This is a genomic window from Leptothoe sp. EHU-05/26/07-4 (genome assembly GCF_043421015.1).
Lineage (GTDB): Bacteria > Cyanobacteriota > Cyanobacteriia > Phormidesmidales > Phormidesmidaceae > Leptothoe > Leptothoe turfae.
Genome location: NZ_JAXSQV010000005.1, coordinates 318,458 through 344,884, shown reverse-complemented (window position 1 = coordinate 344,884; position 26,427 = coordinate 318,458). Strand labels below are relative to the sequence as shown.

At 47.4% G+C, this 26,427-nt stretch carries 30 protein-coding genes and 1 riboswitch; of the genes, 12 read left to right on the top strand and 18 right to left on the bottom strand.

The genetic code is table 11. From position 1 onward, the window contains the following. Positions 1-9 precede the first annotated feature (9 nt). On the bottom strand, positions 10-579 hold the full coding sequence (locus U2F10_RS20095; RefSeq protein WP_163662664.1) for a TFIIB-type zinc ribbon-containing protein: 570 nt from the start codon (positions 577-579) through the stop codon (positions 10-12). A gap of 111 nt (positions 580-690) precedes the next feature. Beyond that, the gene (gene patD / locus U2F10_RS20090) at positions 691-1,041 is read right to left on the bottom strand and encodes a heterocyst frequency control protein PatD (protein ID WP_163662667.1); all 351 of its coding nucleotides are present in this window, start codon (positions 1,039-1,041) and stop codon (positions 691-693) included. 501 nt (positions 1,042-1,542) lie between these two features. Between patD and U2F10_RS20085 the strand changes: the two genes are divergently transcribed. Then, positions 1,543-3,834, top strand: coding sequence for a RelA/SpoT family protein (locus U2F10_RS20085; protein ID WP_163662669.1), 2,292 nt, complete (start codon positions 1,543-1,545; stop codon positions 3,832-3,834). On the opposite strand, the gene U2F10_RS20080 is transcribed toward U2F10_RS20085, so the two are convergent. The 3 genes from U2F10_RS20080 to U2F10_RS20070 form a co-directional block, all read right to left on the bottom strand. Beyond that, on the bottom strand, positions 3,831-4,238 hold the full coding sequence (locus U2F10_RS20080) for a VOC family protein (protein WP_499873131.1): 408 nt from the start codon (positions 4,236-4,238) through the stop codon (positions 3,831-3,833). The genes U2F10_RS20085 and U2F10_RS20080 overlap by 4 nt on opposite strands. A 39-nt stretch (positions 4,239-4,277) precedes the next feature. Further along, complete coding sequence (gene mnmE / locus U2F10_RS20075) at positions 4,278-5,657, bottom strand: tRNA uridine-5-carboxymethylaminomethyl(34) synthesis GTPase MnmE (RefSeq protein WP_163662675.1); 1,380 nt, start codon at positions 5,655-5,657, stop codon at positions 4,278-4,280. 252 nt (positions 5,658-5,909) lie between these two features. Continuing rightward, entirely contained in the window at positions 5,910-7,373 is a 1,464-nt protein-coding gene (locus tag U2F10_RS20070; protein ID WP_499870799.1) for a transposase, read from the bottom strand. Between the two features lie 108 nt (positions 7,374-7,481). On the opposite strand from U2F10_RS20070, the gene U2F10_RS20065 reads away from it, so the two are divergent. Together U2F10_RS20065 and U2F10_RS20060 are read left to right on the top strand one after the other, a co-directional pair. Continuing rightward, positions 7,482-8,018, top strand: a complete 537-nt coding sequence (locus U2F10_RS20065) for a DUF2062 domain-containing protein (protein ID WP_163662677.1) — start codon at positions 7,482-7,484, stop codon at positions 8,016-8,018. Positions 8,019-8,321: 303 nt separating this feature from the next. Then, entirely contained in the window at positions 8,322-8,663 is a 342-nt protein-coding gene (locus U2F10_RS20060) for a hypothetical protein (protein WP_163662680.1), read from the top strand. Positions 8,664-8,746: 83 nt separating this feature from the next. Here U2F10_RS20060 and U2F10_RS20055 read toward each other — a convergent pair whose 3' ends face one another. Continuing rightward, positions 8,747-9,112 carry a single-stranded DNA-binding protein gene (locus tag U2F10_RS20055; RefSeq protein WP_006516355.1) on the bottom strand — a complete coding sequence of 122 codons (366 nt, stop codon included), beginning with the start codon at positions 9,110-9,112 and terminating at the stop codon, positions 8,747-8,749. 351 nt (positions 9,113-9,463) lie between these two features. On the opposite strand from U2F10_RS20055, the gene U2F10_RS20050 reads away from it, so the two are divergent. From U2F10_RS20050 to mreD, 3 genes are read left to right on the top strand one after another with little or no spacing between them, the layout of a single operon-like run. Then, a complete protein-coding gene (locus U2F10_RS20050) occupies positions 9,464-10,504 on the top strand; it encodes a rod shape-determining protein (protein WP_156828612.1) in 1,041 nt (346 codons plus the stop codon). A 46-nt stretch (positions 10,505-10,550) separates the two neighbouring features. Continuing rightward, positions 10,551-11,333: a rod shape-determining protein MreC gene (gene mreC, locus U2F10_RS20045; RefSeq protein ID WP_499867628.1), complete on the top strand. Its 783-nt coding sequence runs from the start codon at positions 10,551-10,553 to the stop codon at positions 11,331-11,333. Positions 11,334-11,357: 24 nt separating this feature from the next. Beyond that, on the top strand, positions 11,358-11,912 hold the full coding sequence (mreD, locus tag U2F10_RS20040; RefSeq protein ID WP_163662685.1) for a rod shape-determining protein MreD: 555 nt from the start codon (positions 11,358-11,360) through the stop codon (positions 11,910-11,912). Here the strand turns inward: mreD and U2F10_RS20035 are convergent. The 5 genes from U2F10_RS20035 to pirA form a co-directional block, all read right to left on the bottom strand. Further along, positions 11,909-12,664: an HAD family hydrolase gene (locus tag U2F10_RS20035; RefSeq protein ID WP_163662688.1), complete on the bottom strand. Its 756-nt coding sequence runs from the start codon at positions 12,662-12,664 to the stop codon at positions 11,909-11,911. The genes mreD and U2F10_RS20035 overlap by 4 nt on opposite strands. 258 nt (positions 12,665-12,922) lie before the next feature. After that, positions 12,923-13,378 (bottom strand): D-aminoacyl-tRNA deacylase, encoded by a 456-nt coding sequence (dtd, locus tag U2F10_RS20030; protein WP_499873130.1) that lies wholly within the window; start codon positions 13,376-13,378, stop codon positions 12,923-12,925. Then, positions 13,378-14,538: a CobW family GTP-binding protein gene (locus tag U2F10_RS20025; RefSeq protein ID WP_499873129.1), complete on the bottom strand. Its 1,161-nt coding sequence runs from the start codon at positions 14,536-14,538 to the stop codon at positions 13,378-13,380. The genes dtd and U2F10_RS20025 overlap by 1 nt, the downstream gene beginning before the upstream one ends. Before the next feature lie 110 nt (positions 14,539-14,648). After that, positions 14,649-15,092 carry a tellurite resistance TerB family protein gene (locus U2F10_RS20020; RefSeq protein ID WP_006516362.1) on the bottom strand — a complete coding sequence of 148 codons (444 nt, stop codon included), beginning with the start codon at positions 15,090-15,092 and terminating at the stop codon, positions 14,649-14,651. Between the two features lie 154 nt (positions 15,093-15,246). After that, on the bottom strand, positions 15,247-15,669 hold the full coding sequence (pirA, locus tag U2F10_RS20015; RefSeq protein ID WP_006516363.1) for an arginine synthesis PII-interacting regulator PirA: 423 nt from the start codon (positions 15,667-15,669) through the stop codon (positions 15,247-15,249). 34 nt (positions 15,670-15,703) lie between these two features. Then, a riboswitch (Glutamine riboswitch) is annotated at positions 15,704-15,812 on the bottom strand. A gap of 318 nt (positions 15,813-16,130) precedes the next feature. Here pirA and U2F10_RS20010 point away from each other — a divergent pair. Further along, positions 16,131-17,018, top strand: coding sequence for a 6-pyruvoyl trahydropterin synthase family protein (locus U2F10_RS20010; RefSeq protein WP_499873128.1), 888 nt, complete (start codon positions 16,131-16,133; stop codon positions 17,016-17,018). A gap of 129 nt (positions 17,019-17,147) precedes the next feature. Here U2F10_RS20010 and U2F10_RS20005 read toward each other — a convergent pair whose 3' ends face one another. The 4 genes from U2F10_RS20005 to rpmI all read right to left on the bottom strand — a co-directional run bounded on the left by U2F10_RS20005 (position 17,148) and on the right by rpmI (position 19,156). Beyond that, the gene (locus U2F10_RS20005; protein WP_006516365.1) at positions 17,148-17,690 is read right to left on the bottom strand and encodes a tetratricopeptide repeat protein; all 543 of its coding nucleotides are present in this window, start codon (positions 17,688-17,690) and stop codon (positions 17,148-17,150) included. Positions 17,691-17,748: 58 nt separating this feature from the next. Beyond that, complete coding sequence (locus tag U2F10_RS20000) at positions 17,749-18,474, bottom strand: transporter substrate-binding domain-containing protein (protein WP_499873127.1); 726 nt, start codon at positions 18,472-18,474, stop codon at positions 17,749-17,751. Positions 18,475-18,540: 66 nt separating this feature from the next. Then, positions 18,541-18,894: a 50S ribosomal protein L20 gene (gene rplT, locus U2F10_RS19995; protein ID WP_006516367.1), complete on the bottom strand. Its 354-nt coding sequence runs from the start codon at positions 18,892-18,894 to the stop codon at positions 18,541-18,543. Between the two features lie 64 nt (positions 18,895-18,958). Continuing rightward, positions 18,959-19,156: a 50S ribosomal protein L35 gene (gene rpmI / locus U2F10_RS19990; RefSeq protein ID WP_006516368.1), complete on the bottom strand. Its 198-nt coding sequence runs from the start codon at positions 19,154-19,156 to the stop codon at positions 18,959-18,961. 83 nt (positions 19,157-19,239) lie between these two features. Here rpmI and U2F10_RS19985 point away from each other — a divergent pair, with 83 nt between their 5' ends. The 3 genes from U2F10_RS19985 (at position 19,240) to U2F10_RS19975 (ending at position 21,250) form a co-directional block, all read left to right on the top strand. After that, positions 19,240-19,866, top strand: a complete 627-nt coding sequence (locus tag U2F10_RS19985; protein WP_348917911.1) for an adenylate kinase — start codon at positions 19,240-19,242, stop codon at positions 19,864-19,866. Positions 19,867-19,946: 80 nt separating this feature from the next. Beyond that, positions 19,947-20,696 (top strand): DUF561 domain-containing protein, encoded by a 750-nt coding sequence (locus U2F10_RS19980; protein WP_163662700.1) that lies wholly within the window; start codon positions 19,947-19,949, stop codon positions 20,694-20,696. Positions 20,697-20,818: 122 nt separating this feature from the next. Next, positions 20,819-21,250 carry an NUDIX hydrolase gene (locus U2F10_RS19975; RefSeq protein ID WP_499873126.1) on the top strand — a complete coding sequence of 144 codons (432 nt, stop codon included), beginning with the start codon at positions 20,819-20,821 and terminating at the stop codon, positions 21,248-21,250. A gap of 21 nt (positions 21,251-21,271) precedes the next feature. Here U2F10_RS19975 and U2F10_RS19970 read toward each other — a convergent pair whose 3' ends face one another. The 3 genes from U2F10_RS19970 to U2F10_RS19960 all read right to left on the bottom strand — a co-directional run bounded on the left by U2F10_RS19970 (position 21,272) and on the right by U2F10_RS19960 (position 24,446). Then, a complete protein-coding gene (locus U2F10_RS19970) occupies positions 21,272-22,075 on the bottom strand; it encodes an ankyrin repeat domain-containing protein (RefSeq protein WP_163662706.1) in 804 nt (267 codons plus the stop codon). A gap of 303 nt (positions 22,076-22,378) precedes the next feature. Next, positions 22,379-23,371, bottom strand: a complete 993-nt coding sequence (locus U2F10_RS19965) for a ribose-phosphate pyrophosphokinase (protein ID WP_163662709.1) — start codon at positions 23,369-23,371, stop codon at positions 22,379-22,381. 763 nt (positions 23,372-24,134) lie between these two features. Next, the gene (locus U2F10_RS19960) at positions 24,135-24,446 is read right to left on the bottom strand and encodes a DUF3067 family protein (protein WP_006516374.1); all 312 of its coding nucleotides are present in this window, start codon (positions 24,444-24,446) and stop codon (positions 24,135-24,137) included. Positions 24,447-24,849: 403 nt separating this feature from the next. On the opposite strand from U2F10_RS19960, the gene petC reads away from it, so the two are divergent. Both petC and petA read left to right on the top strand, forming a co-directional pair. Continuing rightward, the gene (gene petC / locus U2F10_RS19955; protein WP_163662711.1) at positions 24,850-25,395 is read left to right on the top strand and encodes a cytochrome b6-f complex iron-sulfur subunit; all 546 of its coding nucleotides are present in this window, start codon (positions 24,850-24,852) and stop codon (positions 25,393-25,395) included. 55 nt (positions 25,396-25,450) lie between these two features. Next, entirely contained in the window at positions 25,451-26,419 is a 969-nt protein-coding gene (gene petA / locus U2F10_RS19950) for a cytochrome f (RefSeq protein WP_163671594.1), read from the top strand. The last annotated feature ends 8 nt before the right edge of the window (positions 26,420-26,427 follow it).

Below are 26,427 nucleotides of genomic sequence, written 5' to 3'. Positions count from 1 at the left end.
ATAGATATTTCACTTCTCAAATCGCCTCATCAAATAAGCCACCCCAAAATCTCCATTGGGGTGATTTTCCAGCAAAGTTGCTAGCTCAAAAAGTCTCTCCGCAATTTCTGGCCCAAGTTTCTCCGCTGTCGCCACCTGCTCACGCAGTTCGGCCTCAGCAACACGCACACGGCTTTGCCATTCATCGGTAAAAAGCACAGGGATATAGGCACTCAGACCAAGCTCACTAAGCACATCCCACTCCCCTGCATCACACCAAACACCTTTGCAAGCAGGACAGCGTTCCAGAAAAAATGCAACTTTTTGTAGATTAATTCTGCTTCTAACTAAATAAAATCCACAGCTCGGACAAAGGCCAGCTCGATTGTCGTAGCGAGCTGGCTGATAATCAATGTCTTGGTTAATGGGCAACGTCAAGTCATCAATCCTAAGAGACGGATCTGTCTGGGTAGCTTGCCAAGACTGATAATCCTCAGGAGCTATCCAAGAGCCACTACAGGTTGGACAATTAGAAGCCTTTAGCCCATCTACTAGCTCACCTATCAGCAGCGATTCCTGCGGATGCTTTGGACAGAACATCGCCCTCCGTGAATAAAGTACAAAAACTATACAGACACATGTACTAAATCGCGTCTACATCCAGAACTGTAGTTTTTAGCAGGGGAAAACTCAAGTTTTTCTAGGAGCAAATCACTGATTACAGAGGTTAATTAAGACTTGAGTAAACCCTTCTAACTGCTGCAGACGCTGCTCCATTTGCTGTAGACGCTGCTGCCGAGTATCACCGTGGCTAGCTGAGGTCACAAAGTTGACCTCCACCATCAAAAGCCGCATGTGACGATGGATTTCCGTTATCGCTGCACGCCCTTGAGGCTGCTCCAACATATCTGTCTGACTTAGCTGAGGCCAAAGGGTTTGAGCAAAGAACTGTTGCAGAATATTAGCCTTTGCAGCCCCTTCCATCTGCCCTAATGCCAACTTTACCTGAGCTAATTGAGCACTATAGGCATTGAGATCATCAACTACAGTAGCAAATGTCATGATTTAATAATAATGCAAGATTTTAATAAAGCCATTTAGAACTTTTTTTTTAATCTCTATAGCTTTTATATAAGTATTTTATTGTTCTTTAATTACGCACATATTCTAATAGTAAAGGCAAGCAAATCGCCTGGTAACTGATGTAAGCACTAATCTAAGCCTTGAAATTATCCACTTACAGAACTCAGGCAATCGTCTGTAACGACCACTAATAACCTCACCATAAAGCTACAATTGTAAGAATTTATACTCTGTAATCTATCCTACGAATTAAGAGGATAAACGTCTTAGTCAAGATGGCACTTGAAACTTTGATGCATCGTGCCACAGGCGTAATTTCTTACATAAGACAGATGATTGCGGATCTTGCTTGCTCACTAGGTACCGACGTTTTGAATTAACGCAACTTCCAGTAGAACAGAGCGTATCGGTACTGGCCCTATTCAGACCACCCGGAGCCAATGTGGTTTTTGCAGTTTTTATCCTCTCCCCCGATCTACCATGACACCAGTAGCCCCTGTTATCCCCAAAGACTGTACCTTACCGACCTGGCTTAGGTCTTGCATCCTAGAACACAGCCAGCCAATAGAGATCCATGGGGACAGCCAGGTCCCGCTTGAGCGTCCTAAAGATAACAATCAGCTAGTCTGTCGCGCATTTGAATTTGCCTATCAACTCCACAAAGGGCAGATGCGGGCCTCTGGGGAACCATATATTGCCCATCCGGTAGCCGTCGCGAATATCTTGCGCAGTCTAGGGGGAGACAGCGCTATGATTGCAGCCGGTTTTTTACACGATGTCGTAGAAGACACAGATGTTTCAGCGGATGAAATCGAGGCTCATTTTGGGGCAGAAGTCCGCCAAATGGTAGAAGGGGTCACCAAGCTATCAAAATTTCAGTTCAACAGTAAAACAGAGCGTCAAGCTGAAAATTTCCGCCGTATGTTCTTGGCTATGGCTCAAGATATCCGAGTCATTGTAGTTAAGCTGGCAGATCGCCTCCATAACATGCGGACATTGCAACATCTGCCACCCGAAAAGCAGGTACAAAAAGCCTGCGAAACCATCGAAATTTTTGCCCCACTGGCAAATCGACTGGGGATCGGTCGTATGAAGTGGGAACTAGAGGACCTTTCTTTTAAGTACCTAGAAGAGTCTTCTTATCAAGAAATCAAAAACTTAATTTCTGAAAAGCGTGTAGACCGAGAGGCCCGGTTAAAACAGGTTGCCGAATTATTAGAAACTCATTTGACCAATGACGGGATCAACTGTGTTGAGATCAGCAGTCGCCCCAAACATCTTTACAGCATCTATCGCAAGATGCAGCGTCAGAAAAAAGACTTCCACCAGATCTATGACATTGCGGCAGTACGCATCATCGTTAGTACCAAGGTGGAATGTTATCGAGCTCTAGCGGTCGTTCACGATCAATTCAAGCCAATTCCTGGACGCTTTAAAGACTATATTGGTCTACCTAAAGCGAACCGTTATCAGTCATTACACACGGCTGTTATTGGCGAGCAAGGTCGCCCCATTGAAGTGCAGATTCGTACGATGGAAATGCACCACGTTGCCGAATATGGGATCGCTGCTCACTGGAAATATAAGGAAACTGGTAACAGTAATACCAAGGTCAACGCAGAAGACGAAAAATTCACCTGGCTGCGACAACTCCTGGAATGGCAAAGCGATCTCAAAGACGCCCAGGAATATTTGAGCGATGTTAAAGATAACCTTTTTGATGAAGAAGTCTATGTCTTCAGTCCCCGAGGTGATGTATTTGCCTTAAGTCAAGGAGCCACGCCTGTAGATTTTGCCTATCGTATCCATACAGAAGTAGGGCATCACTGTGCTGGGGCCAAGGTAAACGATCGCATTGTCACCCTCGATACCCAACTTGAAAACGGTGACATTGTTGAAGTTCTGACCAACAAACACAGCCACCCCAGCCTGGACTGGCTAAATTTTGTCGTTTCCGCCGGTGCTCGTAACCGTATTCGTCATTGGTATAAGCAGTCTCACCATGATGAGAACATGGCCCGTGGCCATGCCATGCTGGAAAAGGTCATGGGGCGTGATGGTCTAGATTCTTTGTTGAAATCAGCTCCAGCCCAAGCAGCAGCGCGACGCAGCAATTATCCCTGTGTTGAGGATATGTTGGCAGCTTTAGGTTACGGAGAAATCACACTGAATGCGGTGGTTAACCGTCTGCAAGAGGCCACTAAAGAACTCCAGCCAATAGACGAAGGAAACGATGAAGCCCTAGCAGAGCAAATCAATGAAGGCGCAGTCGTTCGTACTCGCTGGGGCGGCGATACCCATAGTAGTGCATCAGGCAGTTCCATCATCGGTGTCGAGGGGTTACTGCATCATATTGCCGGTTGCTGCAATCCACTGCCAGGGGAGCCGATTCTCGGGGCCGTATCAATGGGTGCTCGGGGTATTGCTATCCATCGTCAAGGGTGTCCGAATGTGGCCTCGGTACCTGGGGATCGCCTCATACCAGTACGTTGGAATTCAGTGGGAGCCGCCACTGGCCGACCTCAAACCTACCCAGTCATGCTGAAACTGGAGGTTATTGATAGGGTGGGTGTTCTTAAGGATATTTTGAGCCACTTATCAGATCTTAAGATCAACGTACATCGAGCAACAGTCACGACATTTCCGGATCAAATTGCTGAAATTGACTTGGGCCTTGATGTTAAAGACCATGCCCATTTTGATCGAACCATTAAGAAATTGCGCAAGATGACCGATGTGCTAAAACTTAAGCGCCTTAGTCAGATGGATTAAGGCACCGATGATTGGTGCAAAATCAGGCGATTCCCAGCTGGATCGTGTACATAGACTTCTTGGCCGTGGCTGGCGTGGATGATGTCATCCGGTGGTGCATGGCCTAGTTTTGTTACAGTTGCGATCGCACCTCGTAAATCCTCCACCTCAAGACACAGGCTCATACTCCCGGCTGGTCCAGTAAACTCCTGAGTATCGCCAGGTTTAAATAAAGCCAGCCTTAAACCTCGTAACACAAATTCTGCATAACACTGGGGGATATAACGGTGGGGTGCTTGGCCTAATAAGCCCTGATAAAACTCCACTAAGGCCTGTAGATTTTCACTGGCTAGGGTCACGAAGGCGTCCTGCATTTTGATAGGGTGGACGATGCCTACCCCAGGATCGCCGTTAACTATTGCCATAGGTATGATCCACTATTACTTACCAATACAAAATCGGCATTACTTACCAATACAAAATCGGCTAAAAATCTCATCTAACATCGACTCGGTCATCTCCTCACCGGTTACCTCTCCCAAAGCACGGATGGCGTCCCGTAAATCAATGGTCCAAAAATCAAGGGGCAGCACAGCTTCTATGGTGGCTTGCACCTGCTTAAGCGCACTGTGGGCACGGGTTAGGGCCGCTGCCTGTCTCTGATTAATGGCTAAATCCATGTTGGCAGCACTGACATTACCCGCTTGCACAATGGTAAGGATGGCATTCTCTAAATCGTCAATGCCCTGACCTTGGGCGGCGGCTGTGTGGACAACAGGCCCATCCACCCCAGGCAGACTAACCGGCGGCCCTAGATCTACCTTATTGATCACTAAAATATGAGGTTTATGCTGAATATCGCCATATAGTGCGGCTTCCGCATCAGTCCAGCCGACAGTGCCATCCACGGTCAGCAAGACTAAATCTGCATTTTTAGCCGCTGCCTGGGAACGTTCAATTCCCAGTTGCTCTACTTGGTCAGTGGCATCACGAATGCCCGCTGTATCGAGCACCTGCACAGGAATGCCACCAACCACCAGCTGCGATTCAACCACATCACGGGTGGTGCCGGGTAAGGCGGTGACGATGGCGCGATCGCAACGACTCCAGGCATTCAGCAAACTGGATTTACCCACATTGGGCTGCCCCACGATTGCCACCTTGAGCCCTGTCCGCAGCAGCTCCCCCTGATGGGCTGTAGACAGAATTTGGGATACTTCAGCCAGGAGCACCGCCACCTGATTACGCACATGATCTTCATCTAAAGGGGGAAGATCATCGGCAAAGTCAATGCGAGCTTCCACCTCCGCCAGCACATCTAAACACCGGCTGCGACATTGGCGAATCACCTGGGTCAGCTTGCCTTTAATTCCAGCCAATGCCACTTGGGCCGCTTGAGGTGATTGGGCTCCGACCAAATCAGCAATACCTTCGGCCTGGGTTAAATCTAGACGACCATTGAGAAAGGCCCGCAGAGTAAATTCCCCTGGTTCTGCCAGGCGCGCTCCCTGGGCAATACATAACTGCAATACCTGCTGCACCGCCATGATGCCACCGTGGCAGTGAAATTCCACCACATCCTCACGGGTATAAGAACGTGGGGATTTCATCAACAGCAGTAAAGCTTCATCAATCGTCTGCCGAGTCTCTGGGTGGGCAATGTAACCATAGAGAATACGATGGCTTTCCCAAGGTGCAGTGCTGTGGAACACCTGTTGAGCAATGGAAACTGCTGTGGAACCCGAGAGTCGCACAATGCCGACACTCCCCTGCTGTGGCACAATCGCGGTTGCGATCGCAGCAATGGTTTCACCCTGCACAATTGTTTCCCTTGGCTCACCCACATTCCTGACTCAAACACTGCCAACATCAAACTGTAACGCCCCCTGTGCCGCCTTGCACGCAAGTCCACCTGGAATGACCAAAGTTGGTTATGTTGTCATAATTAATCCTAGTAGCCCATGGACGGCGGCCTTGCTCCATTACATGTCAATTTTTCACAATTGGACTTTTAACAAAAAAAGAGGCAAGAGCTTCTATCTCTGCCGATTGCAGAGTGTGTTGTCACCGGGCAACATGAGTGCAAGCAATCAACGTTAAGCTGCTTTTTTCTTCTTTTTCAGTCTAGCCCGCCCCCGTTTGATAATGGGTCGTCTCGGTCTGTGAGGTAAGGTGGTTCCAACGGTGCGCCCCGGAGATTTACCTCGGGGTTTGGACTCAGCAGCCGGGGTGCCAATCTGCCGAATAATTCGCGTGAAGTCACGCTGAACCATGGCTGGTGTGCAATGGTGTTGAGTGTAATCGGGTAAAAATCGTTGCCACGGTTGCGGGAGTCCCTGAGCCAACAAGCGTGCCATCCACAATTGAGCATAAGCTAACCAGGAGAATTGAACCCAGGCTTCCTCTTGAGTGACATCAGGGGTTTGCAGGTCATTCATCATGAGGTTCTGCTTCGTGAAGCGAATGCCGTGTTCAAGATTGAAACGCTCGGTATAGCCTTGGTAGGCATTGCGGGTATCTAGCGGTCGCCGAGAGTGGCCAAAGACGATGAGCCATTGGGGTTTGAAGATGCGGTGTCCGGTGGGGTCAGTGAGCTGTACTTGGACAAGGTCAAAGGGGTGAGCATGCATGGGTTGGGCGCGTGAGCCTTTCATCAGCAGATCATGCCAACGCGTTAAGGTAACGGTCCGAAGATGGCCTTTGGTAGTGGTGGTTTCAAACCTGATTTGCTCGTCAGGGTCCCCCCACGTGGTCTCATCTTTGAGGTCGAAACGCAGGCCATACCAACGAGGATGGCCACGCCGTTTCTCAGTAGATGCCTGCGGTACCCGATAGAAGACACGATTGGCACGACTGCGGGTGACAATCACTCGATTTTCCTGAGTGCTGAAGGGATAGAGAAATCGGCGATGGCTATAATCACTATCGACCACCAGCACACACCGCTGCCCATGCCAGGGGACGGTTTCGTCATTGAGCAGACGCTCTACCTGCTGCTGCCCCACCCCGACCTTGCTCTCAAAACTGGTGACCCGTTCCACGCTGAGCGGAACAATCCAACGACGCGCCCCCGTGACCTCAGCTTCGGGGATAGCGGCCATCAGTGAATAGTTGTGCCCCAAGGTGATCGGTTTTTGGCCTGCCACCACCGTGGGTTTGTAGACCGACTCACGATCCTTAAGAGTGATGGCATGGGGGCGACTCACCGGAGTGACATCCACACCAAATAACCAATAATCCCGATGGGACGGGGACGGTACCCCCTTGGCAATTGACTGTATCCACGTCTGAGGAAATCGAGACTGAGGAGGACTCCCGTCAGGTTGGTCTGACGCGCTCACCTCATCGCGGGTTACCCCCAAGGCTCCGATAGCCGCATATAACGATCCATACTCTCGCCGAAACAGAGGGTTGAGGCTTAACTCAACAACAGACCTGGCATGGGTATTCCCACACAAGGCATCTAACAAATCCATCAGACTATCGGAGCGTTGATTGAAACTAGCGTAAACCTGATCTCGAAATTGGTTGAGTTGATTGATACGATCTTGCACATTCATGGCAATAGGCTGAGCTTCTTTTGGTTTTGCTCTTTATCGCCTATTGCCGCTTCCTAGTGCATTCCTCTCTTCAAATTTCTACAAAGTCCAATCACAAGGAATCCAGCCGTGGCAGACCCACAAGGTCATTCTGACGATAATCAATCCAGCAACCAATCTTACAAAAGATCACATCGCCCCCTAAAACGCCAGAAGCGAGGTAAATTGCAGCGTCTGGCCAGGTATGTCTATATTCGCTTTATCCGTCTCAGAAGCCATCCTCAAGCCATTGCCAGGGGTCTGGCAGCGGGGGTTTTTGCCGGCAGCTATCCCTTGTTTGGGTTACAGACAATCATTGGCGTTGCGATCGCTGTAGCCATTCGAGGCAATAAAATTGTTGCAGCCGCCGGCACTTGGATTAGCAATCCACTGACCTATGTTCCTATTTATGCATTCAACTACCAAATTGGGCGCTGGGTTTTAGGACAAAGTGCAGCAACCAGCCTGACAGGGCGTTCTCCTCAAGAATGGATGAACCTTGGCCTTGATATCACAGTTGCCCTAATGGTAGGCAGTACTCTCGTAGGGATGATTTTAGCTTTTCTCAGCTACTATGGCTGCTTACATATGGCATACCATATCCAATCCAACCGTAATAGCCGTTAGAATTTATTTATTATTTGCGACTTACTAGCCGTAAGAGCATCCCAGCATCCATTTCAAATAATTTGGATAATTGACGTTAATGGACGTTATTATGAACATCGGGTGCATTGATAAAAGTTGATCAAATGTAACAGGTAACCCAATATTACTTTTGACAACTTCAGACAATATAGATTACGGTTCGTTTATTAGTACCAGTTTGTATTATTAGAGGAAATATTCCCGTAAATCTTTATTGCTCGTTTATTCAGCTAGCTGGATAATCCTGGCAGCTTCTCCAGAGTTCCATCTTTTCACAGTGAAATGTTCCCCAACACAGCTTGTCACACCATTAAGTATCGGATCAGCTGCCAACATAGCTCACCTAAGACAACTCGCGTCACGTTTCGAGAAACTGCCCCTCGCAATCAAGATCGCTTAAAGCCTTATCTATACGCTGCCAACTATACAGTTAGCAATATAGACGAGGCTTATCAGCTTTTACGTGAATATCTTTTTACCAACGGTGTGACAGCTGTGGAAGATTTGCGTTTCCCTAATCGTGGCAAAATTGAGGTGATTCCTGGGGCTGCTTGGTGCGAGGTTCAAGCCAGCATTCAAGCCGATGGCGAAACGACCGAGCAGAACGATCGTTTGGCTAGCTAGTATTCACTCTGCCTAATTTCGACTTTGCCCACTGAGTAAAAAATAATAAAACGTGTTCTAATGCCTTCTCTAAGTAGCAGGCATTAGAACTGGTCATCATCGTAGTTACCTGACATGGGAGCAGCGTTGTCTCGCTTAGACCCTAAAAGCTCAAGGCGCTCTACTCGAATAACAGGACTAGAGCGCTGTGCACCCGTAGCGCGATCTTGCCAGCTATCAAGCTTAAGCGCGCCCACTACGCCGACAAGACTACCCTTCTTGACGTAATTAGCAGCCACCTCAGCGTTGCGTCCCCAGAGTTCTAGGTTGAACCAATCAGGCTGATCGCTATTACGAGTACGTCGATTCACAGCAATCGTAAACTTGCATAGCACATTGCCTGACTCAAAATAGCGAACCTCAGGATCTCGTCCCGCTCGCCCTACAAGATTTACAACATTGAGACTCATCGCTATTTCACCAGCTACTGTGCTAACTACTTTAATATGCGAGAGATACACCACCGTCTAGAATTATCTTTATCTCTTACGCTTTGAAGTAGATGGGCATAAGGTTTTACCCCCGGTACTCCAGATTACAGAATTTCAGACCGTGTAACCTTGGAGTATGGTAGATAGCGCAGGTTGATTAATAGTCAACGTTCCCTCAGGATGTTTCTCAACATCATCGCCATAGGCCGAATATTGGTTGCGTTCAGAAGTGCGGACTAGACGTACAGATATAAAACGTAATAAAATCCACACCGGCCTAATAAACCATCCATTTGTTTTTTCACAGCTCGTTTGGGGGCACGTCTAACAGTGAGTTTACTCGATCGCTTTTCATTCTCCCGTGACATGGGAATAGACCTGGGGACAGCTAACACTCTGGTCTATGTTTCGGGTAAAGGCGTTGTCTTGCAAGAGCCCTCCGTTGTAGCTAGGGATAAGGACGGCAAGCCCTTAGCTGTTGGAGAAGAAGCCAAACGAATGCTAGGACGTACGCCAGGCAACATTACGGCTCTGCGTCCTTTACGGGACGGTGTGATTGCTGATTTTGATACTGCCGAGCTCATGCTCAAGCACTTTATTAAACGAGTGCATGAAGGTCGAGCGTTAGGAATGCCCCGCATCGTGATTGGCATTCCCAGTGGTGTTACCGGTGTAGAGCGTCGGGCAGTTATGGATGCAGCTCTACAGGCTGGGGCTCGTATGGTCTATCTCATCGATGAACCCGTTGCGGCAGCTATTGGCGCTGGGTTACCCGTAGCTGAGCCCACAGGCAACATGATTATTGATATCGGTGGCGGTACCACGGAAGTCGCAGTGCTAAGTTTACAAGGCACTGTCTTAAGTGAATCGGTACGTGTAGCTGGTGATGAGCTGAGTGATTCCATTTCTCAATACATGAAAAAAGTCCATAACTTGGTCATTGGTGAGCGCACAGCCGAAGAAATCAAGATCAATATTGGCTCTGCTTATCCCAGTCCTAATGACAGTGAAAATGTTTTGGATGTTCGAGGCTTACACTTGCTATCCGGTTTACCCAGAACAGTGACTGTAAAAAGTGCTGAAATCCGCGAAAGTATGGCAGAACCGTTGTCGGTGATCGTTGAGGCTGTGAAACGAACCCTGGAAAGAACTCCTCCAGAGTTGGCAGCTGATATTATCGATAGGGGTATTATGCTGGCAGGTGGCGGAGCGTTACTAAAAGGTCTAGATACCCTGATTAGCCATGAAACCGGCATTGTAGTTCACGTTGCGGCTGATCCGTTGAGTTGTGTAGTCCTAGGAACTGGACGTGTGCTTGAAAACTTTAGTCAGATGGAGCGGGTATTTAGTGCTCGTTCTCGCGATCTCTAAGGTTTCCGTAGACGGTTGACAGGTTGACAACTATTGTTTGCAAATTATGTTTGCACTGAGACGCTGGTGGGATAGATACGCAACGAGGGCTGGCATTACCACCCTTGTTATCGTCTTAGCCTGGGCTATGCGTCAAAGCCAGGGTGCTGTCATTTATGAAATCTATCAGGTACTAACAGCACCGCTTCAACCTGGCCTTACACAAGCAGAGCGGCTGGAAAATGCCTACATCCTAGAGCTGCAACAACGGGTGATTGAATTAGAAAACCAAAATCAAAGCCTGCGGGAAAATATTGACTATGCTGATAGTCAAGGCAAGGTTACCGTTGCTGCTGTGATTGGGCGTAGTGCCGATAATTGGTGGCAGCAAATTACGGTCAATAAAGGTAGTTTGGAAGGCATTACAGAAGGTGACATGGCCACGGGGCCCGGGGGTTTAGTAGGTCGAGTTACTAGTGTTTCTCTAAATACTAGTCAGATTTTGTTAATTACTGACCCCACTAGCCAGATGGGTGTGAAGGTCAGTCGCAGCCGGTCCTTAGGCGTAGTACGTGGCAATGTTGACGGTCGGGTCGTTATGCAGTTTTTTGAGACTACGCCTGATGTCAAACCGGGTGATGTCATTGTCACGTCTTCTTACAGCCGTCTTTTCCCTCAAGGGATTCCCGTCGGGCGTATCGAAAGTATGGACTTAAAGAAAAGTCCCGCTCCTGAAGCTGTGATTAAACTATCGTCTCCTCTAAATATTCTTGAATGGGTTACTATCCATCCCTTTGACGCCAAAACCGACGTTAATGCTCCTCCCGCAGAGATAATCGACAATGAATAGCGCGATAGCGCTACCTGAGACAATATGACTTCATCTAAAGGGAAGGAAGCGCTATCCGACTTTCAAAAAACTTGCCTCAATATCGTTATTGTGGTGGGCTCAGGCTTAATTTGCTTGCTGCTATCTCCTATGCGCTTTCCTGGCATCGAATTGTTGGGTATCGCTCCAAACTGGTTACTAATCTGGGTCGTTATCTGGAGTATTCACCATCCCATTATCGATGGGGCCATCGCTGGGATTGTCTTGGGATTATTACAGGACGGTCTGACAGGTCCTTTTCCCACCCATGCCTTAAGCTTGCTAGTAGTAGGTATGTTGACAGCTAGGTTACAGCGACAGCGGTTGATTCAAGAAAATGTCGTGCTAGTGGCATTTATTGTTTTTGGCATGGCTGTGGTTGCCGCCACAATCATGGCTCTGCAAATGAGTTTTCGCCATCTGCTATGGCCTGATTCACCCTACCTGAGCCTTTGGCAAATTTGGCGTACCCATCAGCGAGTAGCCCTCAGTTCAGCAATTCTTAGCAGCCTATGGACACCAGCACTTTACTATCCATTGCATCGCTGGTGGAAGGGTTAGGCCGCCTGTAAAACCTGTGTCATATGACGGCTTTGAATCGCGTTGAGCAAACTAGGTTCTATAGAGGTTGGTTGGTATCGCTTTAGGTGTTCACAGCTACGAATGCCGTTGGTGAGGGCAATAGTAACGATGCCCGCTCGTTGCCCGGCAATAATATCTGCCTCTGTATCCCCAATCATGCAAGTGGGGTAAGTTTGATAACCTTGGCTTTTCTGAGCTGCGATCGCACGCTCTAGCAACACCACCTTTTGCTCAGCTCGGTTCAAGTGGGCGGCATTAATATCAGATGCCCCAAAGATTTCGTCAACATACTGACTCAGATCATGGGCCTGTAAAAAGGCTTGCACCTGTCGAGGATGGCGTAGCGTTACTAGAACTAAACGTAGACCTCGTTCGCGGTTGAGATAATGAATAGCCTTGTCAGCACCGGGCTGTAGAGTATCCCACTGCAGTAAATGGGGATGATTCACAATCCGCTGAACCTGCTGTAAAAGAGTATCGACCAGCTCTGTAGGTACCCCCGAACGAATAGCAATGTCGGTATCAGCCACTCGATTGCGTTTCATCCACCAAAACTGCTTTTTAGACAGTATTTGCAGCGATAACGCTGCACCATGACTCTCTTGGTAACTAGCTTGCAGAGTTGAAAGTCCTAAGCGATAGGTTCGGTAGTAACGCTCCGAAACATCTACGATAGGACCATCAAAGTCACAGAACAAAACCTGCCCAGCAGGCACTTGAAACGAGGACATTAGATTAATACTGTGCAGCATAAAGGGACCTGTGATAGTCGTATTCTGGGATCGTCTCTATGTAGGAAGGGTTGCTAGACCATTTAACATTTCTTTACCTTATCAAGGGAAACCGGAACTGACACAAGCGCAGCCAAAGAAAATAAAGTGGCATATTCTCTGTATTGCTTGTGTAGTGACTATCTCCTCTAAAGAATAACGATCGCCCATAGTCCCCCCAGGACGAGCTAGACCATGCATGTCAGCCCCAAGTAAAAGCTAGGCTACCCGGGCGTCTCGTTCTAAGAACAACGTAACCGGACCCTCATTATCGATGGCGACTTGCATATGGGCACCAAATTGTCCTGTTTCTACCTGTAACCCACTCTGTCGCAGTTTAGCTACAAACTGTTCATATAGCTTAACGGCCTGGTCAGGTGAAGCTGCCTGGTCAAATGAAGGACGTCGTCCCTTGCGACAGTCACCATAAAGTGTGAATTGACTAATAACAAGCAAGGCACCCTGAACATCTTGAATCGATAAATCAAAACGCCCTGACCCTTCAGCCGGGAAAAGCCTTAATGAAAGGCACTTCTGGACCATCCAATCGAGTTCTTTTTCTGTATCGGTTTCAGCGATCCCAATCAAAAGGTTAAGCCCACGACCGATACAGCCCACAACCTCACCGTCAACCATGACTTGGGATGCTGATACACGCTGAATTACAACGCGCACTAGCTGCTGAAACCTCTACCACGACCTTTGGATTCAAGGCAAAAGCATTTTTCAATTTCAGCTTTTAAGGCTTCATGGTCAAGATTTTGACCAATGAGCACCAGTTGGGTTTTCCGAGGTCGATGATTCCATTCTTCATCTTCTAAAGAAAATCGTTTACCACTGAGATGAAAGATGTGGCGCTTTTCACTCTCGTCAAACCACAAAATCCCCTTGGCTCGAAAGACGTTATCCGGCAGCTTGTTATCCAAGAAATGCTGAAACTTTCGAATCGCTAGAGGTTGATCACGAACAATAGAAATCGATGTAAATCCATCTACATCCAGGTGGGAATGCTCGTGCTCATGATCATGCTCGTGATCATGTTCGCAGTGGCCATGCTCATGATCGCAATTGGCATGATCGTGATGTTCTGCGTGGGAATGCCCATGCTCATGCTCATGCTCATGCCCATGATCATGCTCGTGCCCATGATCGTGGTGCTCTTCTTTAGCCGGTTCAAAGTATTTATCAGACTCAAAAAGACCTACACTCAAAATCAGCGGTAGCGGGACTTGAGACTGAGTTGTCCGTAAGATTCGGGCACCTTCTTTAATGTCTCGCACCTTAACTTCCAGCAGATCTAGATCAGCTTCATCCACTAGATCTGTCTTATTCAGCAGAATAATGTCACCATAGGCAATTTGGTTATGGGCTGCCTGGCTGTTAAATAAATCGATGCTGTAGTTCTCCGCATCTACTAGCGTCACAATAGAATCTAATCGAGTGAGATCCCGTAGCTCGGTGCCTAAAAACGTAAGGGCTACTGGCAGCGGATCCGCCAGCCCCGTTGTCTCCACAACTAGATAATCAATCTTGTCCTTACGCTCTAATACCTTATAAACTGCCTCTAACAAATCATTATTGATGGTGCAGCAGATGCAGCCGTTGCTCAGCTCCACCATAGTATCGTCATCTGTTGTAATGAGCAGGTCATTATCAATCCCGACTTCACCAAACTCATTGACCAGCACCGCTGTTTTCAGGCCGTCTTGATTAGTCAAAATGTGGTTAAGCAGAGTAGTTTTACCACTCCCCAAAAAACCAGTAATAATCGTTACGGGCAAGCCGTGTTTGGAGTCATCCATCTGTTTGGATGGAGCTGAAATTGCAGCAGTCATAGACAAGAATAAATGGTGGGGTCGATTGGAGTTAGTGCAGAGTTTATTATCTCGTATTTGTCAGAAAATGAGGTTCAGGCTTCACTGAAGTAAAAACTTTGACTGACTCTTTATCCTCGATTTTTGATGGTCATGACTTCGACAATGGTGAGCGCTTGTTCGCTGGGGATTTCCAGAATGCGATAGAGGTCATCCAGGAAGGCTTGCTCTTGAGGTGTCACGCTACCATCGGCAAGTACTAGATCTGTTGCTAAGGCAAAAGCTGTAGGTTTTAGCTCAACTGGAAGTACGGTATTAGCCGCTTCTACTAAACGGCTAGGACTATGCTGCTGTAGCTGCTGCAGCAATCTATCCTTCATCCGAGTCATCATCTCTGTAGAGTAACTTTTGAACAGTCGCATACGGCTTAACAGCATGTCCATTTCGCGACTCTCTTGGTCAGAAAGGTATCCATCGGCAGCAATCGCAACTAAACAAATCGCCGCCAGTGCTTCTGCTGGATTCATAGACAGCGATTCTGGCGACGGGTCAAAAACCTTATCAAATAGTCCCATAACACCCTTTTGCGAATAAGATTTGGCCGTTGATAGTCAGACCAAACTTATTGTGAAACATGATGGGGACAAACAAAAAGGAGAAGCTTTGGGAGCTTCTCCCTAACTTACTCTAGCCACGAATCTGGGAACTCAAGCGGTAAAAAAACAGCCCTTAAGCCATTTGACGCAGTTCATCTTCCAGCTGCTGTAACAAATTCATGTTGCCTTGTGCACGGGCCACCGCAATTCGATGCTCTAAAGAGCGGTGAATACTATCGCTATGGCTACGAGCTGCCTCACGTAGCAACTGACGACGTTCATCCATTAGAGGAGTCAGCTCTGCAAGCTTGCGCTGAAACGCCGAGAAAACTGACTTAGTCTCAGTTTGAGCTGCAACCTGACGCTGACCATGACGATCAGTCTGGTAGGCTACACCACGATAGGTAAGCTCTGCTTTAGGCTGGGGAAAAGGAACATGGCGCACATACGTATAGCGATGTTGACGGCCACGATAATTACAAAGAATGTCGCTTTCAGAAACCTCTAACATAGGCGGATTGTGGTCATAGTCGACACCACGGTAAGTAAGTTTCATGAGTGTGTCTCCTCCTGAATGAGCACCGATTACGCGTGCGTTCCTTCGGGCAGGCCAATATAACCTATGGGACCATAGTCATATAGGACACCCTACTTCCGTCTCATCGTCGAACAGGGGACGAATTCTTGGAGATGAACGAGGATTTGTTCTGTATCTATTTTTACCGTTTACAACTTAAATTAGCAACTCCTGATATTTCTGCTGAGAAATCCTAAACAGTAGAGCTTGCAAGGCTTTTCAAAATTTGATGGTTTTTAGGCAATAAAATTGTGTCAAAACTTCATGACCTGAGTCGCGATCGCTCACGCTAAAGCAACCCGCGTATCAAAGTCCATCCCCTGAGATAACACACTAGTATCCATAGGATTCTTAAACCATCATTTTCTTGACAATGATCTATGCTTAAGGAAAAAGATTTAGCAAAAATTAATATTTGACTCGCTGTTTTTGGTATTGCTATGAAATGCACCATCAACCGTCGGGCTCAGTTTTCCGCCAGCCATCGTTACTGGCTGCCCGAACTGAGTGACGATGAAAACCAGACCAAGTTTGGTCTATGCACCCGTGCCCCAGGCCATGGCCACAACTATGAGTTGTTCGTCTCTATGGAAGGCGATTTAGATGAGTATGGCATGGTGCTTAATCTGTCCGATGTCAAAAAGGTAATTAAGCGTGAAGTCACTAGTCAGCTTGATTTTTCCTACTTGAACGATGTTTGGCCCGAATTCCAAATTGACACTCCCAAGGGAGGGCTGCCAACCACAGAAAATATCGCCCGTATCATCTGGCAGCGTTTAGTCCCCCACTTACCCATTACCAACGTCCAACTATTTGAAACCTCTACCCTCTGGGCCGACTATAAAGGAAACGCCATGGAAGCTTATTTGACCATCTCCACCCATTTCAGTGCTGCCCACCGCCTGGCTCTACCAACCCTGACATTGGAGCAAAACAGCGAAATTTATGGTCTTTGTGCCCGCGTTAATGGTCACGGCCATAATTATCATCTGGAGGTCACAATCAAGGGGGAGATGGACCCACGCACGGGCATGATTGCCGACCTAGTGGAGTTTCAGAATGCCGTGAAAACCCATGTGGTGAAGCCCTTTGACCACACGTTTTTGAATAAGGATATTCCCTACTTTGCCGAAGTAGTACCCACAGCTGAGAATATCGCAGTGCACATTCGGGATTTACTACGCGGGCCTATTAAGGAAATTGGAGCTAGCCTGCATAAGGTGAAATTAATCGAGAGCCCAAATAATTCAGCTGAGGTTTATTGTGAAGCAACGGCTGAAACTACTACGCCAAAACAGTCAGCGATACCAGAACTAGCAGCTGTCTAAACGGGTTCCGGGGTTTGCATTGTAGGTCTGAACGGCTGCATACCGTCGAAAATGTGGGGCTAGTCAGACATATGTCATGTCATGCGTTAGCCCCAAAACTTTAACTCCAGACGTGTCAACGTAAAACGACTACTGCTTCATTGGGATGACTACACGCTTACGTAAAGACTGTGCCCGACGCTTGGCAGTAGCGTTATCAGGCTCAACTTTAAGGGCCTGATCGTAGCTTTCTAGTGCCTGAACGGTCAGTTGCTTTTTCTCGTAGCTATGTCCCAGGTTATTGAGAGCCGTTACATAACCTGGGGCAATTTTTAATGCTGCCTTATACTGACGAATCGCTAGATCAAACTGCCCTTGGGCAAAGTAGGTATAGCCTAGGGCGTTATAGATTAGCGGTGCATTTTCAGCTTCTTCTTCCTCTGTTAAAGCCTTTAGGGCCTGTTGCAAATAGAGAGCTGATTGGGAAAAAAGCTTTTTATCTAACAAGAGACTTCCTAGCTCGTAATACTCTTGGGCGGTTCCCTTTTCTTTGGTGAGCTTCTTTTGTAAACGGCCTAGTGTGGTCTCAATACGGCGAGTCTTAAATACCTGGCGAATTATAAAAAAGGCTGAAAGCCCTAGTAGGGCAATAAGAATGCCCAGGTATGTCAAAAATAGGGTGCTATTCTCCATGAACTCGCTCTATCAGTTATGCGTACTGCAGTGGTCTACTTTTATTCTCCCATGGTAGCTACGGTAACCCCCAGTAGGTAGCTCGATCTTGTAACCAACCTTCGTCATCCCATTGACGAATGGCATCATTAATAGCTCGACGTAAGTCGCTGTACTGAGTCCCTTTAGGAATTGCGATCGCAACCGGCTCCACTGAAATCACTTCATCCAACAACCGATAGCGATTATCCTGCTGCTGCCATCCAGTCAGTAGCGACACATCTCCAGCAAAGGCATCTACTTGCCCCCTAGCCAATTCAGCAATGGCGTCTTGATAAGACAACACTGTCACCAGATTGGCATCAGGTAATTGATAACGGACATGGGCCAGGGTACTGGAATTGGCTAGCACCGCAATACGACCAGGGGCGAGGTCATCTAAGGTCTTAATCTGGGTTGATGTGGTGATAAACCCAGTGCCATCTAAATAATAAGGTTCACTAAAACTAGCAATACGCTGACGCTGAGCGGTCACCGTAATTGATGCGATCGCAATATCCACGTCACCATTAACCACCACATTGACACGATCGACATTATGTACTAAACGAAACTCTACAGCTGTTTCGTCCCCAAGAAGATCCAGTGCCAATCGACGGGCAATCTCAATTTCAAATCCGTCTAACTCGCCTGTTGCATCACGATATCCCAAGGGGAACCGATTATCCTTAACCGCCACAATTAACCGACCGCGAGCCTCAATCTCAGCTAATTCAGCAGATATAGCAATTAGGGGCACAGACATCTGTGCCCCTAACAGTAAACTTATGCCTAGCAAATGTTGCCAAATATATCGCCACATGTGGCGATACTAGCCTTTCTTGCCAGCTAGCTCAACCACCTTGGTAAAGGTATCTGGATCTAGAACAGCCATTTGAGCCAGCATCTTACGATTTACCTGAATGTTTGCGGTCTTCAGATCGCCAATCAAACGGCTGTAGGTAGTGCCATTGAGACGAGCTGCTGCATTAATACGCGTAATCCACAACCGGCGAAAATCACGTTTCTTATTGCGACGATCGCGATACGCATACCGCAGGGCCTTCATCACCTGCTGGTTTGCAGTCCGGAAGAGTTTAGAATGGGAACCCCGGTAACCCTTCGCAAGCTTGAGAATTTTCTTGCGGCGCTTGCGAGCTACATTGCCGCGTTTTACACGTGCCATATTAGGTCGTTAATAGCTAAAAACAAAAAACAATCAATTGATTGCAGAGACGTTGCATGCAACTCTACAAATAAGGCATCATGCCTTCGATGTTAGGTACATCTGCATCTACTACAACCGCCTTCTTAGACAAACGGCTCTTGCGGGCAGTGGATTTATGCTGCAATAAGTGGTTCTTAAACGCCTTACGACGCATAATCTTACCGCTTCCGCTACGGCGAAAGCGCTTTGCAGCAGCCCGACGGGTTTTAAGCTTGGGCATAGTTTTGCACTTGGATAAACTTTTACACGGTCTAATAGCTTACTACGTCTTCAGGCCTTGCTTCAATAGTCCAGTTAAGATCCGTGGAAAAAGCAATCCGACTCCGCAAACCCAGACTAGGGTTATTACGGGGAGGATATGAAAAAGGATATTTATCATCTATGCGGCTATTGATTTTAGGCGGTCCTGGTTCAGGCAAAGGCACTCAATCGCAAAAGCTCAGCGAGCACTTTGGCATTCCCTGGATTTCCACAGGAGATACCCTCAGAGCAGAAATTGCAGCTGATTCACCCCTGGGGCAGCAAGTTTCAGAAACTCTGGCCAAAGGAGAGCTGGTTTCTGACAAGTTAATGATCGCTCTAATTAAAGAGCGCTTGCAGCAACCAGATGCAGCCAAAGGGTGGATCCTAGATGGATATCCCCGCACCGCCTTCCAAGCGGAAGAACTCGACTTCTTTCTCGATACTTTAAATACTCAAGTGAACTATGCCATTTGGCTGGAACTACCTGCCCATGCTCTGATTGAACGTTCTGAAAACCGAGCAGCTATTGACGATAACCCTGAAGCCCTACGCCGCCGCATTGAGACCCTGGCCGAAACCACGATTCCAATGCTCGAATACTACGATTATCGCCAACGACTCCTACGCATCGATGGCAATCAACCACCTGACGACGTTAAGCGAGAGATACTAGGAGGCATTAACTAGAAGCAGAGGCTCGATTCTTTACTGTTGCCTGCCCCCAACCTCTGGCACAATAAGCCTGATCGATTTTGTCTGAGACACCTATGACTATCCATCCCAACCTCCATGCTGCCTTTTCTCAAGGCCATGCACTGAAGATTATCAGTGGCTTGACCAACTTTGATGCAGCCAATGTTTTGGCCATAGCTAAGGCCGCTCAGCAAGGAGGTGCCACATTTGTTGATATTGCAGCGGATGCTGATCTTGTCCATCAGGTGAGTGAGCAAATTAGCTTACCAATCTGTGTTTCAGCCATTGATCCAACGGCATTTTTAGCGCCTGTTGCCGCCGGTGCCACACTCATTGAAATTGGTAATTTTGATGCTTTCTATGCTCAAGGGCTAACTTTCAGCGCCAATGACGTCTTAAGACTCACTCAACAAACTCGTGAGCTTTTGCCCCATATCACGTTGTCAGTCACAGTACCTCATACACTGCCCCTGGATGAGCAAGTACAGCTGGCCGAAAATCTTGTGGCTCAGGGAGCAGACATTATTCAAACTGAAGGGGGCACCAGTAGCCAACCCAGACATTCTGGATGTATTGGCTTAATCGAGAAAGCGACGCCAACCCTAGCGGCAGCCCATGCTATTTCACGCGCTGTATGTATTCCTGTGCTATGCGCATCAGGTATTTCAGATGTCACAGCTCCCATGGCTATTGCAGCCGGTGCAGCCGGTGTCGGTGTCGGCTCAGCAGTTAATAAGTTGAATAATGAGATTGCTATGATTGCTGCTGTTCGTAGCCTGAGGGAATCTCTACAGACAGTGACCCGTGCCATCGAAAAGGTATAAATTCTGATGTGCAAGTCCGAGAATTAGACAGGTGATGAGTCTTTCTAATTCTCGGGTAGAGCAATGATTATGATTGGGTAGACCCCAATAGCACCAGCACTACTGCCATTGCAGAAAACTTCATGGGCAAGCCACGTATTCGACCGATTGCCCTTGGCTTAATTCAGCATCAAGGGCATGTTTTTGTTAGCAAGGGTTACGACAGCATCAAAGATAAACCCTTCTATCGTTTTCTGGGGGGTGGCATCGATTTTGGCGAAACTAGTGTCAACGCCCTTAAACGAGAATTTCAAGAAGAAATCCAGGCAGACTTGATAAACATCAGGCATCTGACGTGCTTAGACAATATTTTTGTTTGTAACGGAAAACCTGGCCATGAGTTGATTCAGCTATTCCGTTGTGATTTTGCTGACTCTATTTTTTATCGATTAGATCAGACGTACAAAATCATCGAAGGCCAGAAAACTCACGATGCTGTTTGGATACCGATCAATCAAGTACGTTCAGGCATATTAAATTTAGTTCCAAACAACTGTCACGCCTACATCGATTAAGCGACGACCTAGATGACGTCATCACATGGCGTCTCGCAACAGGGTAGCGATCTCACGGTTCCCCTGGGCACGTGCTAAGCCCAATGCACTCACACCGCGCTGACTTATGCGTGGGTTAGCGCCATAGTTCAGCAATAGCCTAACTAACTCTGCATTACCCACCTCAACTGCTCGATATAGCGGAGTCGCCTGATCTGGATCTGCACCTCCCGCCAGCAATGATCGCGCAATTGCCAAATTTCCTATTTCGACAGCCTTGTATAAAGAGGTAATGCCAGAAACTTGAGCATTGGCATTGCCTCCCCCCTGCAAAAGCAGTCTGACCAGTTCATGATTGCCCATCTCAGTGGCACGGTATAACAGCGGCACACCATAGGTAGTCCGCCGGTCAGGAGATGCACCAGCGTTGATTAAAATTCGGACCAGGTCAAGGTTGCCCATGTCAACGGCTCTACCCAGAGCCGTTTGCCCACCGGTACTAACCACATCGACATCAGCCCCATTGGCCACTAGCAACTGGACCATCGCTCGGTTTCCTTGTTCAGTTGCGATCGCAATTGGATACCCCTCATAACGATTGCCAGCATCTGCATTGGCACCTTGGTTAAGCACCAATTCTGCCTGTCGTATATCACCACTGCGAACAGCGTTCAGCAATCGCTGATCGAGGTCAGGCAGTCGAGCCTGCAGCGATCCAGCTTGAGCAACAGCTCCAGACAGCGAAAACGGTATACGCGCTAATTGAGTCTGTACAAGTTTAGGATTAAAAACCAACAAGGCCAGAACAGCACTAGCCAACTGGAGGATAGACGTGCTTTTTACCATGGGTTCTAAACAGCAATGTAGTTACCAAGTCTATGCATGCACCCCTAAAGTTTCCAGAGATAGTCAATGGCCAACAGCCTTCATCATCGCCTCATCAATATGTGGTACTAAGCTCATACAACGTGCGCTAAATACCAAACTGTTCCGTTACTAACACAAGAGGCCCAGACTTCATCAGCTTCCTACAAACATGAGATACTGACGGCCACGAGAAAATCAGTAAAAAATAGGAGAGGTTTTAAAAACCTCTCCATCAGAATTATTAGAGTTCATTCACACTGGATCAGTCCTAAGGATTCGACCTCAGCGAAACATACTACTAACGGAGCTTTCTTCGTGAATGCGCCAAATAGTCTCCCCCAGCAAATTAGCAATTGTGAGGGTCGTCAGCTGAGGAAACTGACGCTCCGGTGCCACAGGGATTGTATTCGTCACAATCACCTCTTCAAACACCCCACTGGATAAACGCTCCACTGCTGGTGGTGAAAACACAGCATGGGTAGCACAGGCATATACTTGGCGGGCCCCTTGGGCCCGCAGCAATCTTGCCCCCTCCGAGATAGTTCCGCCCGTATCGATCATGTCGTCCACCAGAACGGCTGTTTTGCCCTCTACATCGCCAATCAAATTCATGACCTCAGCAACATTGTGGGCTTGACGACGCTTATCAATAATGGCCAAAGGGGCATCGTTGAGTCGCTTGGCAATAGCGCGTGCCCGTGCCACCCCCCCAACGTCAGGGGATACCACCACTAAATCAGTCAGGCATTTGCTCGCCAAGTAATCAACCAGTACTGGAGCCCCATAGATATGATCACAAGGAATGTCAAAGTAGCCCTGAATTTGGGATGAATGTAAGTCCATTGCCAAAACTCGATTAGCACCCGCTTGGGTAATTAAGTTGGCAACTAATTTAGCGGTAATCGATTCTCGACCGGCAGTTTTGCGGTCCGCGCGAGCGTAACCGTAATACGGAATCACCGCTGTAATCTGACGAGCAGACGCCCGCCGACAAGCGTCAATCATGATCAGCAACTCCATCAAGTGATCATTGACCGGTCGACAGGTTGGCTGAATCAGATAGACATCACATCCACGGATGGACTCCTGGATTTGAACATACAGCTCACCATCGGCAAACTGTTTACGCACCATCGGCCCCAAATCAATTCCCAGGTAACGAGCAACCTCCCTTGAGAGGGCTGGATTCGATGACCCTGAAAATAACTTCAGGCGACTGTTGTCTTCTAAGCTAGGTACAGTGGGTTTAGCAGGCAGTGTTGCAGAGCTGATCACGGCAGGCCCTCAAAGCATACTGAGCGAATTCATGCAAATCGTAACATCGGTCTTAGAATAATTTGCTCTGTTTTTCCCTAAGTGAGATATTTCTTCGACACACACACACTAAGTTTTTGATACCAGTAAAAACATCAAGTTTTTAGTAAGTGGCCAAACAGTAGAGAATTAGACATCCATGAGTTTTTTCTCATCTTAGAAAAACTGTCTCTAACCTCAGTAATAGCTATTTAGCATAACGCTTCAATGTCTATCACTTAGAACAAAATGACAGAAATATGCTGAAATTCAGCGTACTCAAGTCATCAAATCATGGCTTGTGGCATAAGCATGTGCATTTTTATGTGGAATTGTTATTTAGGCAATTGATTTGCATGAGTAATTAATGCCAGATTTAAAATTTTGACGCCACACGTTTATCCTGCTTTTATGCAAGTTTTAGGTGACTACCAAAAAGTCAAATTAGTTTTCAAAAGCTGTAGCTTGAACCACCAGATTTCAGCAATATTTTGTGTATTGCAGATTGTGTATTTAAGAATACAATTTGGTTCAGATTTTATCAGACAGATCAGCCATTAGTACATCTCTTGCCTAAATATTCCTAACCAACTCCTGCCCAAGTTCGTGCGGGCTTTAGAGACCTGAATGTAGGGCTCTAACACCTAAAAATCAAGCATTCAGCTGGGTATAATCACAGTCCCACCAATGTATAAATATGCATTATTTCAATGGGCCTCTCAGAAACTTGCTTTAAAGAAATGCACTAATCAAGCAGCCACTCAGAAGCTCGTCTTCCTAAATCGATAGGGATACTAACGGCTTTACCCAATCTAGGACGCTCATTCGTTTGCTCAATTGCAGTTTGCACCTGCGTCAAACACCCCATGGCTTCTAGATACAGCACAATATCTTTGAGATGGGCCAAATACTCGTCCTCATCCATGGGGAAAGAAACCTGCTCTAGATAACGCCACATCACTTGGAAAAAGACCTTGGTAGAAGTCTTGCGGATTTGAACGTCAAAGGAATAGCCCCATTTATTGATGAGTAGCTCTTGAAAGTCTTCTGGGGTCATAGGTCGCTAAACTGCCCGTTATTTTACATTTATTTACACGATTTCAGATAACGCACCTCTATGAGAAGTAAATAAGATACAGATTTTTCAAATCATAGGCTCAGATAGTTAATAAATGAGGTGTGGTCTGGGGAGCAACTGTCTGGTGAGGGTTTGCGTCTTTTTAAGTCATGGTTTTGCCATGGCAAAATAAGCTTCAAAAGCGACACCTACTAACTATTGAAACCAGTGAGCCTTAGGAAGAACAGTTTTTCTGAGGCGGCTAAATGCAATAATACTCATAGCAATTTGCAAACTTCTGTGACGATATGAGCCACAAATGTACTTGTGGTTACTTGTTACAGGGGTTTGTACTGGGCGATGCAGCCTTTAGATTCATACTCGCATATATAGTCTGACAGTTATGGCTCAAGCTTCTGGAAACCCTGATGTCCCTGATTTAGGGCGTCGCCAATTTATGAATCTGCTCACCTTTGGAGCAGCTACTGGTACGGCTGTGGGCGCTCTCTATCCCATTGTTAAGTACTTTTTACCTCCGAGCAGCGGCTCAGCCGGTGGCGGCGTTACTGCTAAGGATGAATTAGGTAACGATGTGGTAGCTACCAGTTATCTAGAGACTCACGGTGCTGGTGACCGCTCTTTGGTTCAAGGCTTAAAGGGTGATCCAACGTATTTGGTCGTAACTGACGATGGTACTCTTGACAGCTACGCCGTTAATGCCGTGTGCACACACTTGGGTTGCGTTGTTCCTTGGAACGCTAGCGAGAACAAGTTTAAGTGTCCTTGCCATGGTTCTCAGTATGATGCCACTGGTAAGGTAGTGCGTGGCCCAGCGCCTCTTTCTTTGGCCCTGGCTAACGCAAGTGTATCCAAAGATGATGACAAGGTAACTCTAAGCCCTTGGACCGACACCGACTTTAGAACAGGCGATGCTCCCTGGTGGGCTTAGGTTGTCTGTTTCATTTGATTTCTCTCTACGTAATTGGATTGCTAGCGTGCGACGGATGGAATTTAACTTTTTAAGCGTGTTCAATAAGCTGCTGAAGGTCATCGCTTCTAGTGCTTTAGTTGCGATCGCAACCCTAAGCCTGGTACTGACCAATGCTCAATCGGCAGCCGCCTATCCTTTCTGGGCCCAGGAAAACTACGAAACTCCTCGTGAAGCAACTGGCCGCATTGTTTGTGCCAACTGCCATCTAGGTCAGAAGAAGACTGAGATTGAAGTTCCTCAAGCTGTACTCCCTGACACGGTCTTTAAGGCAGTGGTCAAGGTACCCTATGACCTTGATGCTCAGCAAGTACTGGGCGATGGTAGCAAAGGTGGGTTGAATGTAGGTGCAGTTCTAATGCTGCCTGACGGTTTTCAGCTAGCTCCTGAAGAGCGCATTCCGGAAGAGATTAAGGAAGAAGTGGGTAGCACCTATTTCATGCCTTACAGTGATGAGCATCCAAACTGGTTGCTAGTTGGCCCTGTCCCCGGTGAGCAGTATCAGGAAATTGTTTTCCCTGTTCTATCGCCTGACCCAGCCACCGATAACAACGTTAGCTTTGGTAAGTATCAGATCCACATTGGTGGCAACCGTGGTCGTGGTCAACTTTACCCCACAGGTCAAGCAACTAATAATGTGGTTTACACCGCATCCAAGGGTGGCGTGATTACAGATGTTGTTAAGGGCGACAGCGGTACGGAGATCACTATCAAAACCGCTGATGGTGAAACCGTTACCGAAAGCCTACAACCTGGTCCAGAGTTAATTGTTGCTAAGGGCGATACTGTTGAAACGGGTGCTGCTTTAACCAATGACCCCAACGTTGGTGGTTTTGGTCAGCATGACACTGAGATTGTTCTACAAAGCCCTGGTCGCATTAAGGGCCTGCTAGCCTTTTTAGGAGCCGCAGCAGTGACTCAGATTATGTTGGTGCTCAAGAAGAAGCAGGTTGAAACTGTTCAGGCTGCAAATGTGACCTTCTAGATTCATTC